Raw genomic sequence first — 15,512 nt, forward strand, 5'->3', positions numbered from 1 at the left:
CGCATAAGGGAACAGGACTTGGCGATAGCTGCCGGCGGTACTTATATCTGGCCTAAACCGCGCGAACCGCTCTCTTATTCCCATGCCGGGCTTCATCGCCCGTTTCCTCCATCATTCCCGCCTTTGACTGTACCGGAGGGTCACCATCTCGGCTCACCGAGCGGAGGGCTATCGGCCCAGCTGTCCGATTGCCGAGGCAGCGATCCCGGTCAACAGCAGGTCGGCGGCCTGCGACGGGGTGAACCAGCCGGCCCGCGCCGTCGAGCCGCCAGCGGATTCGGTGACCACCGCGTCAGTAGGTACGTCCACCAGCACCCGATAGATCACCCGTACGCCGTGCCAGTCCAGCGGGCGCCCCTCCGGGCCGAGCGCGGCGGGGTTGTGCAGATTGTCCACGCCGAGCAGCTCCACCACCCGGCCCAACTGGCCGCCCTCCTCGACCAGCTCACGGAGCAGCCCGGTGGTCGGCTGCTCGCCGTGATCGGTGCCGCCACCGGGCAGGTGCCACATGCCGGCCCCCGGATAGCCGTCGGCGATCTGGGTGAGCAGGATCCGCCCGGCCGGGTCGGTGACCAGCCCGTACGCGCCGAAGCGCAACCGGCGGTCCGGGTGCACCGGCGGGAACGGCTCACCGGGCCGGTGCGCTCCGGTCGGGAGCGGGGTGACCGGCAGGCCGAGCAGTTCGGCGCTGAACGGTGCCAGCGGCAGGCGGGCCACCTCGGCCGGGGCGAGCCAGCGGGCCCGGTCGGTCGGGCCGTCCACGGCGTCGCGCAGGGCACCGCCACGCACACTCAAGTCGAACGCCAACCGGTCGGTGTGCAGCGCGACGTCGTCCTCCGGGTAGGTGGTCACGTCGGCAACCACCGCCCGCAGCCGGTCCACCGCCACGGTCAGCCCGGTCTGCCGGGAGACCTCGCGGACCACGGCGTGCTCCGGATGCTCGGCGTGCGCCACCGCACCCCCCGCCAGCCGCCAAACCCCCAAGCTCCTGTCCCGAACAACCAAAACCCGACCCGATTCCCACAAAACCCCATAAACCCCCACGCGCCGCATTTCCATCCCGCTCCCCGCCCCCGGTTGTCACCCGTCGATCATGAAGTTATCGCCGTCCATCTCGGCGCGTCCTGACAATAACTTCATGATCAACGCGGAGAGGGGGGTTGGGGGGTGGGGGTGGGGGGGTTAGGTGAGTTGGGCGGCTTGGACTGCTTCGGCGGTTACCTCGGTGAGGTGGTGGGTGGGGAGGGCGCCCAGCTCCTCGCGGGCGAACCAGCGGGCCTCACAGGTGGAGCCGCCCACGTCGGCCACGGTCAACGGGTCGGGCTTGTCGACCACCACGCGGTAGAAGGCGCGTACGCCGTGCCAGTCGATCGGGTAGCCCTCCGGGCCGAGCGAGGCGGCGTCACGGTGGCTGGCCACCCCGAGCAGCTCGACCAGGCGGCCGGTCTGCCCGGTCTCCTCGACCAGCTCCCGGATCAGCGCCGCGCCGGGCTGCTCGCCGTAGTCCGTGCCGCCGCCGGGCAGGTGCCAGCAGCCGGCGCCCGGGTAGCCGGCGGAGACCCGGGTGAGCAGCACCCGGCCGGCCGGGTCGGTGCACACCGCGTACGCGGCGAAGCGCTGCGCCCGGTGCAGCCCGTCCGGGCCGGGCACCGCGTAGAAGGAGGGGAACTCGGGCACCTCGTCGGGCACCACGTCGGCCGAGGAGGCGGGCAGCCCGAGGGCGCGCGCGGTGAACGAGCGCAGCGGCAGCTCGCGCGCCTCGTCGAGGGTGTACCAGCGAGCCAGGTCGGTGGGGCGGTCGCCCACCCGGTCGGCCAGCGTGCCGCCGCGCACCGCCACCCGGTAGATCAGCCGGTCGGTGTGGATGGTGATGCCGCGCTCCGGCAGTGCCCGCATGTCGGCGAGCACGTCGGCCAGACCCGAGACGGCGACCGAGAGACCCGTCTCGGTGGCGGTCTCCCGGACCACCGTGTGGTTCGGGTCCTCGCCGTGGTCGACCGCCCCGCCGGGCAGCGACCACACACCGGGTGTGCCGGAGCGCTCCGATGCGCGGACCAGCAAGAATCGGCCGTCTGAGTCAGCACAAACTGCGTATGCCGCGATCCTGCGGAGCGGCTCCAGCAAGGTGGTCACGGGAGCAAATTCTCCCCGGGCAGGGTTACCGGAACGGAAAAGAGTCAGATTCCTGACTGTCTGACCCCGATCAGGGGCTGGTCAGGGTAAGGATCCGGGCGGTCACCGAGGCCGGGAGGGACAGCGGCGCGGACTGTGGAGACATGACACCCACCACCGCTCCCCGCGCTCCGTACAAGCAGCTCCGGCGACCCACCACCGACCGCATGGTGGCCGGGGTCGCCAGCGGTCTCGGCCGCTACTTCGCCGTCGACCCCACCCTGGTCCGGGTGATCTTCGCGGTCACCGGCCTGCTCACCGGCGGGCTCGCGCTGTTCACGTACCCGATCATGTGGTTCCTGATGCCCGAGGAGCCCAGCGGCGCGCCGGCCTGGCCGCACGGGGCGGGCACCGCGCCGCAGACCGGTCCGCCGCCCACCGCCGGGCCCGCGCCCGGCGGGCCATGGCCGGGGTACGCCCCGACGCCGCCCTACCCGTCGGCGAGCCCGCCCAGCACACGACCGGCGGACGAGGCGCCTCCGGCCGCGTGAGGTGCGCTCACTCCCACTCGATGGTGCCCGGCGGCTTGCTGGTCACGTCCAGCACCACGCGGTTGACCTCGGCCACCTCGTTGGTGATCCGGGTGGAGATCCGGGCCACCACCTCGTAGGGCAGCCGTGACCAGTCGGCGGTCATCGCGTCCTCGCTGGAGACCGGGCGCAGCACCACGGGATGCCCGTAGCTGCGCCCGTCACCCTGCACGCCGACACTGCGCACGTCGGCCAGCAGCACGACCGGGAACTGCCAGACGCCGCGGTCCAGGCCGGCGGCGGTCAGCTCCTCCCGGGCGATCAGGTCGGCCTGGCGGAGCAGGTCGAGCCGCTCCTGGTCGACCGCGCCGATGATCCGGATGGCCAGGCCGGGGCCCGGGAACGGGTGCCGCCAGATCATCGCCTCGGGCAGGCCCAGCTCCAGGCCGAGCGCCCGGACCTCGTCCTTGAACAGCGTGCGCAGCGGCTCGACCAGCGCGAACTTCAGGTCCTCAGGCAGGCCGCCGACGTTGTGGTGGCTCTTGATGTTGGCGGTGCCGGTGCCGCCGCCGGACTCCACCACGTCCGGGTAGAGGGTGCCCTGGACCAGGAACTCCACATCGCCGTGCGAGGCGACCTCGCGGGCGGCGGCCTCGAAGACCCGGATGAACTCCCGACCGATGATCTTGCGCTTCTGCTCCGGGTCGGTCACCCCGGCCAGCGCGCCGAGGAACCGCTCCGCCGCGTCGACCACCTTCAGCTTGATGCCGGTGGCCGCCACGTAGTCCTTCTCCACCTGCTCGGCCTCGCCGGCACGCAGCAGGCCGTGGTCGACGAAGACGCAGGTGAGCTGGTCACCGACCGCCTTGTGCACCAGCGCGGCGGCGACCGCCGAGTCCACCCCGCCGGACAGGCCGCAGATGACCTCCTTGTCGCCGACCTGGGCGCGGATCCGGGCCACCTGCTCGTCGATGATGTTCTCGGGCGTCCAGGTCGGCTCGATGCCGGCGATGTCGTACAGGAAGCGGGTCAGCATCTCCTGGCCGTGCGCGGTGTGCCCGACCTCCGGGTGGAACTGCACCCCGGCCCGGCGACCGGCCAGATCCTCGAACGCGGCCACCGGCGCGCCCGCCGACTCGGCGGTCACCGTGAAGCCCTCGGGCGCCTCGGTGACGCAGTCGCCGTGACTCATCCAGACCGGCAGGTCGGCCGGCAGGTCGCGGAGCAGTACACCGGGGTCGAGGAGGCGGGGGCGCAGCGGTGTGCCGCCGTACTCGCGGTTGCCCGTCTTCGCGACCGTGCCGCCGAGCGCCTGGGCCATCGCCTGGAAGCCGTAGCAGATGCCGAAGACCGGCACGTCGGCGGTGAACATACCGGCGTCGATCTGTGGCGCGTCCGGCGCGTAGACGCTGGACGGGCCGCCGGAGAGGATGATCGCGGCCGGGTTCTTCGCCAGCATCTCGGCGACCGGCATCGAGTGCGGCACGATCTCGGAGTAGACCCTCGCCTCGCGGACCCGGCGGGCGATGAGCTGGGCGTACTGGGCTCCGAAGTCCACCACAAGGACGGGGCGAGGCAGGCTCATGTGCACAAAGCCTACCGACAGTCACGGCCGCTCCCGCCCCGCCCCGCCGCCCCCGCACCCTCCCTTCCAAGATCCAGCACTGACTACCTCGCCAAACAGGACATATAACCCGTAGCGGCGAACCCGCCCGCGAGATCGCCGAGGTGAGTCAGGGGCGCAGGGCGGCCGGCGCCTCGGGTGGGACGGCCGGGGCTCGGGGTGGGACCGGGTCCAGGCGGCGGTAGGGGGTGCCGAGTGGGGGGCGCGGGTCCGGGTCGTTCTTGTTGGGCCAGAGGGACATGGCGCGTTCGGCCTGGGCCGTGATGGTCAACGATGGGTTGACGCCCAGGTTGGCCGAGACCGCGGCTCCGTCCACCACGTGCAGCCCGGGGTGCCCGTACACCCGGTGGTAGGGATCGATCACCCCGTCGGCCGGGGTGGCCCCGATCGCCGCCCCGCCCAGGATGTGCGCGGTCATCGGGATGTCGAAGGGCTCGGTGAGCGAGCCGCCGGGCGTACCGCCGATCTCCTCGGCGAGCAGCCGGGCCGCGGTGTTGCCGGCCGGGATCCAGGTCGGGCTCGGCGTGCCGTGGCCCGGGCCGGTGACCAGCCGACGGCCGAACACGCCGCGCCGCCACCGGGTGGTCAGCGAGTTGTCCAGCGACTGCATCACCAGGGCGATCACCGTCCGCTCCGACCAGCCGCGCACCGACAGCATCCGGGCGGCCAGCCCGGGCTGCCGCACGATGCTGCCCAGCCAGCGCCGGACCCGGTGCGGACCACCGTCGACCAGCAGCGACTGGAGCAGCCCCATCGCGTTCGAGCCGCGCCCGTAGCGGACCGGCTCGATGTGCGTCTGCGGGTCGGGATGGAACGAGCTGGTGATGGCCACCCCCTCGCTGAAGTCCAACCGCTCGGCCCGGGCCCGCTGGCGCGCCACCGAGGCGCCGAGGATCGCCTCCGAGTTGGTCCGGGTCAGCTCGCCGAGGCGGGACGAGAGCCCGGCCAGCGCACCGTCGGCCTTCATCTCGTGCAGCAGCCGTTGGGTGCCGAGCGCCCCCGCGGCGAAGACCACCTGGTCGGCGTGGATCACCTGGCGGCGGTGACGCAGCCAGGCGCCGGTGCGGACCGTGTGCACCTCGTACCCGCCGTCGGCGGCCGGTTTGACGGCGGTCACCGTGGTCAGCGGATGCACCGTGGCGCCCAGCCGCTCGGCGAGCCAGAGATAGTTCTTGACCAGTGTGTTCTTCGCCCCGTGCCGGCAGCCGGTCATGCACGAGCCGCAGTGCAGACAGCCGGTGCGCTCCGGGCCGGCGCCGCCGAAGTACGGGTCGGCGACCCGCTCGCCGGGGCGGCCGATGTGCACGCCCACCGGAGTGGCGTGGAAGGTGTGCCCCACCCCCATCCGGTCGGCCACCGCCCGCATGGCCCGGTCCGCGCCGGTGTTCAGCGGGTACGTGGTGACACCGAGCATCCGCTTCGCCTGGTCGTAGTGACGGGCCAACTCGTCACGCCAGTCGGTGATGTCCCGCCACTGCGGGTCGGTGTAGAAGGCCGGCAGCGGCTCGTAGAGGGTGTTCGCATAGACCAGCGAGCCGCCGCCCACCCCCGCTCCGGAGAGCACCAGCACGCCGCCACCCGATCGCCGGTCGGCCGGGCGGAGCAGGGTGAGCCGCTGGATGCCGTAGCAGCCCAGCTTCGGTGCCCACAGGAACCGACGGGCCCGCCAGGACGTCTGCGGGAACTCGTCGTCGGCGAAGCGTCGGCCGGCTTCCAGCACGCCGACCGAATAGCCCTTCTCGGCCAGCCGGAGCGCGGTGACGCTGCCGCCGAAGCCGGACCCGATGACGACCACGTCGTACTGCATGGACGCATCATTACTCGCGAGTAGCGCTCGCGCCAGCGCCCGTTTTCGCGCGATCATGCACCGGCCGACCGACCCGGCGCCTCCCGGCCGCAACCTGGAGCACTCGTCGGGGCGTTGTTCGGATACGGGTGGGAAGGACGTCCAACATGAACCTCGCGTCGATGGCGTCGCGTCGACGGTGGCTGCTGCTGGGGCTGGCGGCCCTCGCCGTCGTCGCGCTGGTCGCGGCCGGGGCAGTGGTGATCACCCGGCTGACCGGCAACGACACGCCCGACCGAACGGCACCGGTGGCCGGCTCACCGAGCGCCACGCCGGCCGGTACGCCCACCCCCAGCCCGTCCGGGCCGCCGCCGGGCGCCAACATCACCGGTCCGCTGAACCTGCTGCTGGTCGGGGTGGACACCCGGGTCAGCGTGCCCGGCTGGGAGCCGCACGCCGACGCCGTGCTCGTGCTGCACGTACCCAAGGGGCTGGGCCGGGCGTACCTCTTCTCCCTCCCCCGCGACCTGCTGGTGGACATCCCGGCGTTCCCGAAGGCCGGCTACGCCGGTGGCAAGACCAAACTCACCCACGCGATGAGCTACGGCAGCCGGGTGCCGGGCAAGCCCAAACAGCCGAGCACAGCCCAGGGGTACGAACTGCTGCGCAGCACGGTCAGCGGGTACACCGGGCTCCGCATCGACGCCGGCGCGGTGCTCACCTTCACCGGGTTCGACCGGCTGGTGAACGCCCTGGGCGGGGTGGACGTCTACATCGACCAGCGGGTCGCCTCGCTGCACCGCCGGCCGGACGGTAAGCACCGGGAGAGTGTGCCCGGCGGCTACACCGGGCCGCAGATGGTCTACGAGAAGGGCGAGCGGCACCTCAACGGCTGGCAGGCGCTGGACTACGCACGGCAGCGCTACATCACCGGCGGCGACTATGCCCGGCAGCGCCACCAGCAGCAGCTGATCCGGGCGTTGACCCGCAAGATCCTGGACGAGGGCCTGGCCCGGCAGCCGGAGCGGGTCGACCAGGTGGTCGCCGCGCTGGGCGACACCCTGATCTACGTCGGTGGCCGCCGGATCGTCGACCTGGCGTACGCGTTGGGTGGGGTGCCGGAGGACCGGTTCGTGCTGGTCGGCCTGCCCGGCTCGGGCGTCGGCAAGGGCAGCGCCTATCGCGGCGAACAGCTCACCAGTGTCGGCCAGAAGTTCATCACCGAACTCCGTGCCGGCCGCGCCGACGCCTACCTGTCCGCCCACCCCACCCTACGCATCAAAACCTGACCCCCTCCCCGCCGCGGTCTTGAGCTTTCGGTCCCCGATTCGCGGCGGGAAGGGGATGTGTCGTCAGAGGGCTTTGGGGGTTGAGGGCTTCTTGGTGCCGTAGAGCCAGGCGTCGAAGAGAGCGTCGAGCTGCTTGCCGGAGATGCGCTCGGCGAGGGCCACGAACTCGGCGGTGGTGGCGGTGCCGTTGCGCTTCTCCGCCGCCCAGGTCTTGACGATCTCGAAGAACGCCTTGTCGCCGACGGCCACCCGCAGCGCGTGCAGGGTCATCCCGCCGCGCTGGTAGACCGACTCGCTGAACAACTCCTTCGCCCCCGGCTTGCCCGGCGGCGTCTTCCACACCTGGGCCGGCACCTGGGCGTACCGGATGTCGAACGCCTGCTTGGCGGTGTACTCCTTGGTGTGCTCGGCCCAGAGCCACTCCGCGTACGTCGCGAAGCCCTCGTTGAGCCAGATGTCCTCCCACTTGGCCAGCGCCACACTGTCGCCGAACCACTGGTGGGCCAGCTCGTGGGCGACCACCTCGGTGTTCTCGCCGCGCCGGAAGAAGCCGGCGGAGTAGACCGGACGGCTCTGCGTCTCCAGCGCGTACGCGATGCGACTGTCGGAGACCACCACGCCGCCGTACGCGTCGAACGGGTACGGCCCGAACACGCTCTCCAGGTAGTCGGCCACCTTGACGGTCTGGGCGATCGACGCGTCCGCGGCGCCCTTGGCCACCGTGGTGGTGACCGCGTTGTACACCGGCCGTCCCTTGTGCTCGGCGGTGGTGATCCGGAACTTGCCGATCACCAGCGTGCTCAGGTAACTGGCCATCGGCGACTTCTCCGACCACTTCCAGGTGGTCCAGCCGTCCGTGCTGGCCTTGCCGCCCGGCACACCGTTGCTGACCGCGGTGAGGCCGTCCGGGACGGTGATCTCGAAGTCGTACGCCGCCTTGTCGGACGGGTGGTCGTTGACCGGGAACCAGGTGCTCGCCGACTCGGGCTGGCCCAGCGCGATGGCACCGTCGGAGGTGTGCAGGAAACCGCCCTCGCCAAGCACCTCGTTCTTCAGCGGCTTCGGCACCCCCTCGTAGGCGATCTCGGCGACGAAGCCGTTGCCCGTGATCAGCCCGGCCGCCGGCTTGATCACCAGCTCGTTCTTCTCCCGGGTGTGGGTGGCCGGTGCGCCGTCCACGGTGACCGTCTTGACGGTCAGGCCGGCCAGGTCGAGGTTGAACGTCGACAGGTCGGCCGTCGCGGTGGCCTGCACGGTGGCCGTGCCGGTCAGCCGATCCTTCGCCGGGTCGTAGCGCACCTTGACGGTGTACCGCCCGACGTCGTAGCCGCCGTTGCCGTAGCTCGGGAAGTAGGCGTCGCCGACCCCGGCCGCGCCCGCGGTGAAGGTCCGCGACGGCGTCGGGGACGCACTCGGCGACGGCGCCGCCTCCGGGGCGGCCGAGTTGCATCCGGACAGTGCGAGCGCCCCGGTCACCAGCAGACCGACACCAACCCGCAACCTGCGCCTCGTCACCCGCATCACGTGCCTCCCCCGTACGGTGGCGGAGGCGGCCTCCGCCGCTCCGCGCGAGCGGCAACTCCCGGCCGATCGCAGGCGGCAGCCTATCGATCGGTCATCACGGCCCCGTCACGGCAGGGTGGGCGGCGCGCCACCCACCAACCAGGCGTCGAACAGCGGGCGTAGCTGCCGGTCGGCCACCCGCTCGGCCAGCGCGACGAAGTCCGCGGTGGTGCCGCTGCCCGCCGCCCGCTCGGTGGTCCAGGTGTGCAGGATGCGGAAGAACGTGGCGTCGCCGACGGTCCGACGCAGGGCGTGCACGGCGAGCGCGCCACGCTTGTAGACGGCGGCGCCGAACATCCGCTCCCGGCCCGGCTCGACCGATGGTTGCGACCAGTCGGTCGCCGCGTACTGGAGTTCGAAGTTGCGCTGCGCGGTCCGGCCGCCGTCGTGCTCCTCCCACAGCCACTCGGCGTAGCTGGCGAAGCCCTCGTTGAGCCAGATGTCCCCCCACCTGGTGAGCGACACGCTGTCGCCGAACCACTGGTGGGCCAGCTCGTGCGCGACCACGCCCGGGTTGGGCCGGTCGTCGGCGAAGAAGGCGGGCCCGTAGACGGGCCGGGACTGGGTCTCCAGCGCGTAGGCGACCCGGTCGTCGGCGACGACGATCCCGCCGTACGACTCGAACGGGTACGGGCCGAAGCGGCTGGCCAGGAAGTCGACGATCTCTCCGGTGCGGGCCAGCGAGCCGGCTGCGCCACCGGTCGCCGGCAGGCTCGCCGCCACCGCGGTGATCATCGGCTGGCCGGCGTGACTGCCGGTCACCACCCGGTAGTCGCCGATCACCAGGGTGCTCAGGTAGCTGGCCATCGGGGTGCGCTCCGACCAGCGCCAGGTGGTCCAGCCGTCGGCGCTGCTCTTCGGCCCGGGCACCCCGTTGCTCAGCGCGGAGAGACCGTCCGGGACGGTCACCGCCAGTTCGTAGCTGGCCTTGTCCGACGGGTGGTCGTTGACCGGGAACCAGGTGGCGGCGGAGTCGGGCTGGCCGAGCGCGACCGCGCCGTCGGCGGTGTGCAGGAAACCGCCGCTGCCCAGCGCCCCGTCTCTGACGGCGGTGGGTACGCCGGCGTAGTCGACCGCCACGGTGAACGGCCGGCCGCGTGACAGCCCGTCGGGCGGGGTCACCACCAGCTCGCCGTCGTCGCGGCGGTGTTCGGCCCGGGTGCCGTTGACGGTGACCGCGCCGACCTGCAGACCGACCAGGTCCAGGTTGAACCGGGACAGGTCCTGGGTTGCCGTCGCCGTGATGGTGGCCCGGCCGGTCAGCCGGTCGGTCGCCGGGTCGTAGCGGACGTCCAGGTGGTAGTTCTTGACGTCGTACCCGCCGTTGCCGTGGCCTGGAACGTACGGGTCTCCGGCGTCGGCGGCACCCGGCCGGAACATGTCGCGGTCGGCGCCCGTGCAGCCGGCCGCGCCCAGCGCGATCGCGCTGGTCAGCGCGGTGACGGCGACGGCCACCCGGCGCCGGGGCGGTCTCCGTCCGGTCAGGACCATGCACACTCCTCCTGCGACGTCCCCGGTCACGACGAGCGTAGCCAGCGCAGGCGGGCGCGAGGTCGGTATCGACGACCATCAGTGACTTTCGTCGATCCAAACAAAAGTTGGTGCTGATCGATACTTTCTTTTGGCTTCGACCGACGTTAGTGTCTGTCTCCAAGATGTAACGCGTTCGGAACATTCACGCCGACCGCTACCGGAGACGGGGCCTCGTCCCGGCTCGACACGCCGTGGCGGCGGCGTGGACCTGCCCCTTCAACTTCGCGGCACCGCGCAGTCCCGGTCCACCGGGAGCGCGGAACGGGCGCTCGGCGGCGCCCCGCGACCTACCCTCTCGCACCTCTGCTGATCGTTATCGACGGCAAACCGCCGTCGCGAAAGGTGGAACAATGCCAGACCAGATCGCACCCGACGCCTCTTCTGCCGGCCGGCTCAGCCGCCGGTCACTGCTCGCCGCGTCCGCCGGCGCCGCCGCCGCGCTCGGCGCGGCCGGCCTGCCGGTGCTCGCCACCGGCACCCCCGCACTCGCCCACTCCAAGGACAGGGACAAGGGAAAGAGCAAGCTGCGGGTCGAGCCGCTGATCCCGTCGAAGAACCGCGGCATCATCCTCTACAGCGTCCGGGACCGGATCACCGCGGCGCCCGACGACAGCGGCGTGCCGTACGGCTTCGAGCGGGTCCTCGCCCGGCTCGCCGAGATCGGCTACAAGGAGATCGAGTTCGCCGGCTACACCCAGAACACCGCGATCCTCGGCCGGCAGATCACCCCGACCGAGATCCGCAAGATCCTCGACGACAACGGCCTGGTGGCCAACGGCACCCATGCCTCGATCCAGGCGGCCACCTTCCAGCAGCAGCTGGACATCGCCGAGGAACTCGGCATGAAGAACATCGGCACCGGCAGCGACCCGACCAACAGCGCGTACAAGGCCGACTGGGACGCCGCTGCCGACACCTGGAACGAGCTGGGCCGGCAGGCCCGGGCCCGGGGCATGCGGCTCTACACGCACAACCACGACGCCGCGTACAGCTTCCTGCTCGACTCCGGGCCCCTGGACGACCAGGGCCGCCCCACCCGCTCCTCCGGCGTCCGGCGGCTGGAGTACTTCTTCGGCAAGACGGACCCCCGGTACGTCTACTTCGAGCTCGACATCTACTGGGCCTACGTGGCCCGGTACAAGCACCAGAAGTACATCGACCCGACCGGCCGCGAGGTGACCGACCTGTTCGACCCGATCCTCACCGTGGCCGACCGGACCACCCGGTTCCCGCTCTTCCACGCCAAGGACGGCGACCGGGACACCAGCGTGCCCAACGGCCACCAGATGACCCCGCTGGGCGAGGGCGACCTCAACTTCCAGCAGTTCTTCCAGACCATCGGCGAGCGGGACTTCCACCACGCCAACTGGGAGATGGACACCGCCCCCGGTGGCACCGCCAACCGGGCCCAGTCGCTCGACTTCGCGGCGCTCAGCTACCGCAACATGTCCGACCTGACCATCTACCTCAAGAAGTGACCCCCGGCGTGGCCGGCGTCCCTCCGACGCCGGCCACGCCGCACCTCGCCGGCGACGCCGCCGGCGGCCGGTGACCGAACGGTCGACCACCGGCCCGGTCACACCGCGCCTCCCGTACGGCGACGGGACGCGCCCGGTCCCATCCCCCACGCAGTCGCGCTGCCGGCCCCAACAGGCCGGGGATGCCGCGCGCCTGCCGACCACCGGAGGAACGATGACCCGACCGACCGGACGACGATGGCTAGCCGTCGCCGCTGGACTCATCCTCACCATCCCCCTCACCTCCGCCGTCCCCGCCGCCGCCGCACCGACCGACGACGCGCCCCCGAGCACGCCGGCCGTCGTGGAGAACGGGCCGGCCGCGCTCCGCTCCGCCGCCCGCGCACCGCAGACCTACCGGGTGCTGGTGTTCACCAAGACCGCCGGTGAGCGCCGGGCATCCATCACCGACGGCGTCGACACCATCCGGAAGCTGGCCCAGGCGAACGACTTCAAGGTCACGGTGAGCCGGGACGCCGCCGTGTTCACCGCCGCCGAGCTCGCGAAGTACCGGGCGGTGGTCTTCCTCAACACCACCGGTGACGTGCTCAACGCCAGCCAGGAGGCGGCCTTCGAGTCGTACGTCAAGGCCGGCGGCGGCTACGTCGGCGTGCACGCGGCGGCGGAGACCGAGCCGGACTGGGCCTTCTACCAGGACCTGGTCGGCGCGAAGGTGGCCGGTGCCTCGCCGGTCGTCCGGGGCGTGGTGGACGTGGCCGACCGGGCCCACCCGGCGACCGAGACGCTGCCGCGCACACTCACCCTCACCGAGGAGTGGTACAACTTCAACCGCAACGTCCGGGGCACCGCGCACGTCCTGGGCACGGTGGACGAGAAAACCTACACCGGTGGCGCGATGGGGTATGACCACCCGGTCACCTGGTGCAAGGACTACCAGGGCGGCCGATCCTTCTACACCGGCCTCGGGCACAGCATCGAGACGTACCGCTCGGCGAAGTTCCGCGAGCACCTGCTCGGCGGCATCCAGTGGTCCGCCGGCGTGATCGAGGGCGACTGTGGCGCCACGGTGCTCGGCAACTACGAGAAGGTCACCCTCAACGACGACCCCGGCGAGCCGATGTCGCTGGCCGTGCTCCCGGACGGCCGGGTGCTGCACAACACCCGCGGCGGCGAGGTGCGGCTCTACGACCCGGCCACCGGTGCCAGCCCGGTGATCACCACCGTCGACGTGTACCAGCACGACGAGGACGGCCTCCAGTCGGTGGCGATCGACCCGGACTTCGCGACCAACAAGTGGGTCTACATCTACTATGCGCCGAAGCTGAACACCCCGGTCGACAACCCGGCCACCCCGGGCGTCAACGAGGGCGACGCGCCGGCCACCTCCACCGACCCGACGGTCTGGGACAAGTTCAAGGGCTACAACCAGCTCTCCCGGGTCAAGCTGGTGGACTCCCCCACCCCGCACCTGGACATGAGCACCGAGCAGCAGATTCTCCGCGTCGACGTGGACCGCGGCATCTGCTGCCACGTGGCCGGTGAGATCAAGTTCGACGGTAATGGGCTGCTCTACCTGATCACCGGGGACGACACCAACGCCGGCGGCTCCGACGGGTACACCCCGATCAACGAGTCGCCGACCCAGGGCCCCGGCTACGACGCGCAGCGTTCCTCCGCCAACACCAACGACCTGCGCGGCAAGCTGCTGCGGATCAAGGTGCGGGCCAACGGCACGTACACCGTCCCCAAGGGCAACCTCTTCCCGGAGGAACAGGACACCGCCGGGAAGACGCGGCCGGAGATCTTCCTGATGGGGCTGCGCAACCCGTTCCGCTACGACGTGGACGCCCGGGGCATGGTCTACGTCGGCGACTACTCGCCGGACTCCCGTGTCCCCAGCGCCACCCGCGGGCCGGACGGCACCGGCCGCTGGTTCGCCACCAACAAGGCCGGCAACTACGGCTGGCCGTACTGCTACTCGCCGAGCCTGCCGTACATCGACTTCGACTTCGTCACCCGGACCTCCGGCGCCCCGTTCAACTGCGGCGCCCCGGTCAACAACTCGCCGCGTAACACCGGCCTGCGGGTGCTGCCGAAGGTCGAGCAGCCGCAGTTCTGGTACACGTTCGACGGACGCACCCCGTGTGCCGGCTCGTACCTGGAGAACCCGCCGGTCGGCTGCGACTTCAAGTGGCCGGTGATCGGCACCGGCGGCGTCGGCCCGATGGGCGGCCCGATCTACTCGTACGACCCGGCGTCGACCTCGGAGGTGAAGTTCCCCGAGTACTACCAGAACGCGGTGGTGTTCGGTGAGTTCACCCGGGACAAGATCTTCATGATGCGGACCGACGGCAAGGGCACCCTGACCGGGGTCGAGCAGTTCCTGCCGGGCGTCGTCTTCGACAACCCGATGGACATGGAGTTCGGCCCGGACGGCTCGCTCTACCTGCTGGAGTACGGCGACGGCTTCTTCCGGGCCAACCCGGACGCACAGCTGTCGGTGATCCGGTACGTCAAGGGCCAGCGGTCGCCGGTGGCGAAGCTCGACGCCACCCCGACCTCGGGGACGGCACCGCTGACCGTGCAGTTCTCCTCGGCCGGCAGCTACGACCCGGACCCGGGCGAGTCCATCTCGTACGCCTGGGACTTCACCAGTGACGGCACGGTCGACTCGGCCGACCCGAGCCCGTCGTTCACCTACACCGCGAACGGGACGTACACCGCCAAGCTGACGGTGACCGACTCCAGCGGACGGACCGCGGTGCTCACCAAGGAGATCGTGGTCGGCAACACCGCGCCCACGGTGACCGTCACCTCCCCGGTGGCCGGCAGCTTCTTCACCTGGGGTGAGAGCGTGCCGTTCACCGTCACGGTGACCGACCCGGAGGACGGGCCGGTGGACTGCTCGCGGGTGACCGTGACCTTCGTCCTCGGCCATGACAGCCACGGCCACCCGGACAGCTCCACCACCGGCTGCACCGGCACCCTCGCCACCCCGGCCGACGGCGGTGACCACGCCGGCGGGTACCTGTACGGCGGGATCAGCGCCTCGTACACCGACCTCGGTGGCGGCGGCCAGGCCGCACTCACCACGGTCGGCCAGGCGATCATCCAGGCGCCCCGACAGCAGGCCGAGAACGCCCAGGTGAAGCAGGGCGTCGAGGTGGCCAACACCGGCGACACCGGCGGCGGGCAGCACGTCAGCGGGATCGACCCGGGCGACCACGTCGCCTTCGACCCGATCAACCTGGGCGGGGTGACCACCGTGACGCTGCGGCACTCGGGAGGCTCGGCGGCCACCGCGGGCACCGCCCGGGCCGGGGTTGAGCTGCGGCTCGACTCGCCGACCGGCCCGGTGGTCGCCACGGCGACGCTGAACGCGACCACCGGCAACGGGGCCTTCACCAGCACCACGGTGCCGGTGGACCAGCCCGCCGGGGCGCACCGGCTCTACCTGGTCTTCAGCGCCGTACCCGGCGGCCCGACCAGCGGCCTGGTCAACCTGAACTGGGTCGAGTTCACCGAGGGCTGACGCCCCCGGTACGACGGAGGCCGGCCCCGCAGCGTGGCGGGGCCGGCCTTCCGGCGTACGGGGAC

The 15,512-nt window shown here is 71.4% G+C and carries 10 protein-coding genes; 4 read left to right on the forward strand and 6 right to left on the reverse strand.

From position 1 onward, the window contains the following. Positions 1-168: 168 nt before the first annotated feature. Entirely contained in the window at positions 169-1,059 is an 891-nt protein-coding gene (locus OG470_RS02440; protein ID WP_328420308.1) for an NUDIX hydrolase, read from the reverse strand. Between the two features lie 123 nt (positions 1,060-1,182). After that, entirely contained in the window at positions 1,183-2,133 is a 951-nt protein-coding gene (locus OG470_RS02445; protein WP_328420310.1) for an NUDIX hydrolase, read from the reverse strand. A 143-nt stretch (positions 2,134-2,276) separates the two neighbouring features. On the opposite strand from OG470_RS02445, the gene OG470_RS02450 reads away from it, so the two are divergent. After that, positions 2,277-2,663, forward strand: a complete 387-nt coding sequence (locus OG470_RS02450; protein ID WP_328420312.1) for a PspC domain-containing protein — start codon at positions 2,277-2,279, stop codon at positions 2,661-2,663. 7 nt (positions 2,664-2,670) lie between these two features. Here the strand turns inward: OG470_RS02450 and guaA are convergent, their stop codons facing one another. Together guaA and OG470_RS02460 are read right to left on the reverse strand one after the other, a co-directional pair. Further along, positions 2,671-4,227, reverse strand: coding sequence for a glutamine-hydrolyzing GMP synthase (guaA, locus tag OG470_RS02455; protein WP_328420314.1), 1,557 nt, complete (start codon positions 4,225-4,227; stop codon positions 2,671-2,673). Positions 4,228-4,375: 148 nt separating this feature from the next. Continuing rightward, entirely contained in the window at positions 4,376-6,073 is a 1,698-nt protein-coding gene (locus OG470_RS02460) for a GMC family oxidoreductase (RefSeq protein WP_328420316.1), read from the reverse strand. Between the two features lie 146 nt (positions 6,074-6,219). Between OG470_RS02460 and OG470_RS02465 the strand changes: the two genes are divergently transcribed. After that, a complete protein-coding gene (locus tag OG470_RS02465; RefSeq protein ID WP_328420318.1) occupies positions 6,220-7,341 on the forward strand; it encodes an LCP family protein in 1,122 nt (373 codons plus the stop codon). Positions 7,342-7,404: 63 nt separating this feature from the next. Here OG470_RS02465 and OG470_RS02470 read toward each other — a convergent pair whose 3' ends face one another. After that, complete coding sequence (locus OG470_RS02470; protein ID WP_328420320.1) at positions 7,405-8,862, reverse strand: M1 family metallopeptidase; 1,458 nt, start codon at positions 8,860-8,862, stop codon at positions 7,405-7,407. A 108-nt stretch (positions 8,863-8,970) separates the two neighbouring features. Continuing rightward, entirely contained in the window at positions 8,971-10,395 is a 1,425-nt protein-coding gene (locus OG470_RS02475) for a M1 family metallopeptidase (protein WP_328420322.1), read from the reverse strand. A 392-nt stretch (positions 10,396-10,787) separates the two neighbouring features. Here OG470_RS02475 and OG470_RS02480 point away from each other — a divergent pair, with 392 nt between their 5' ends. Both OG470_RS02480 and OG470_RS02485 read left to right on the forward strand, forming a co-directional pair. Continuing rightward, on the forward strand, positions 10,788-11,915 hold the full coding sequence (locus OG470_RS02480; RefSeq protein WP_328420324.1) for a sugar phosphate isomerase/epimerase family protein: 1,128 nt from the start codon (positions 10,788-10,790) through the stop codon (positions 11,913-11,915). A gap of 214 nt (positions 11,916-12,129) precedes the next feature. After that, entirely contained in the window at positions 12,130-15,447 is a 3,318-nt protein-coding gene (locus OG470_RS02485; RefSeq protein WP_328420326.1) for a ThuA domain-containing protein, read from the forward strand. Positions 15,448-15,512 lie beyond the last annotated feature (65 nt).

This window comes from Micromonospora sp. NBC_00389 (genome assembly GCF_036059255.1).
Classification (GTDB): domain Bacteria; phylum Actinomycetota; class Actinomycetes; order Mycobacteriales; family Micromonosporaceae; genus Micromonospora.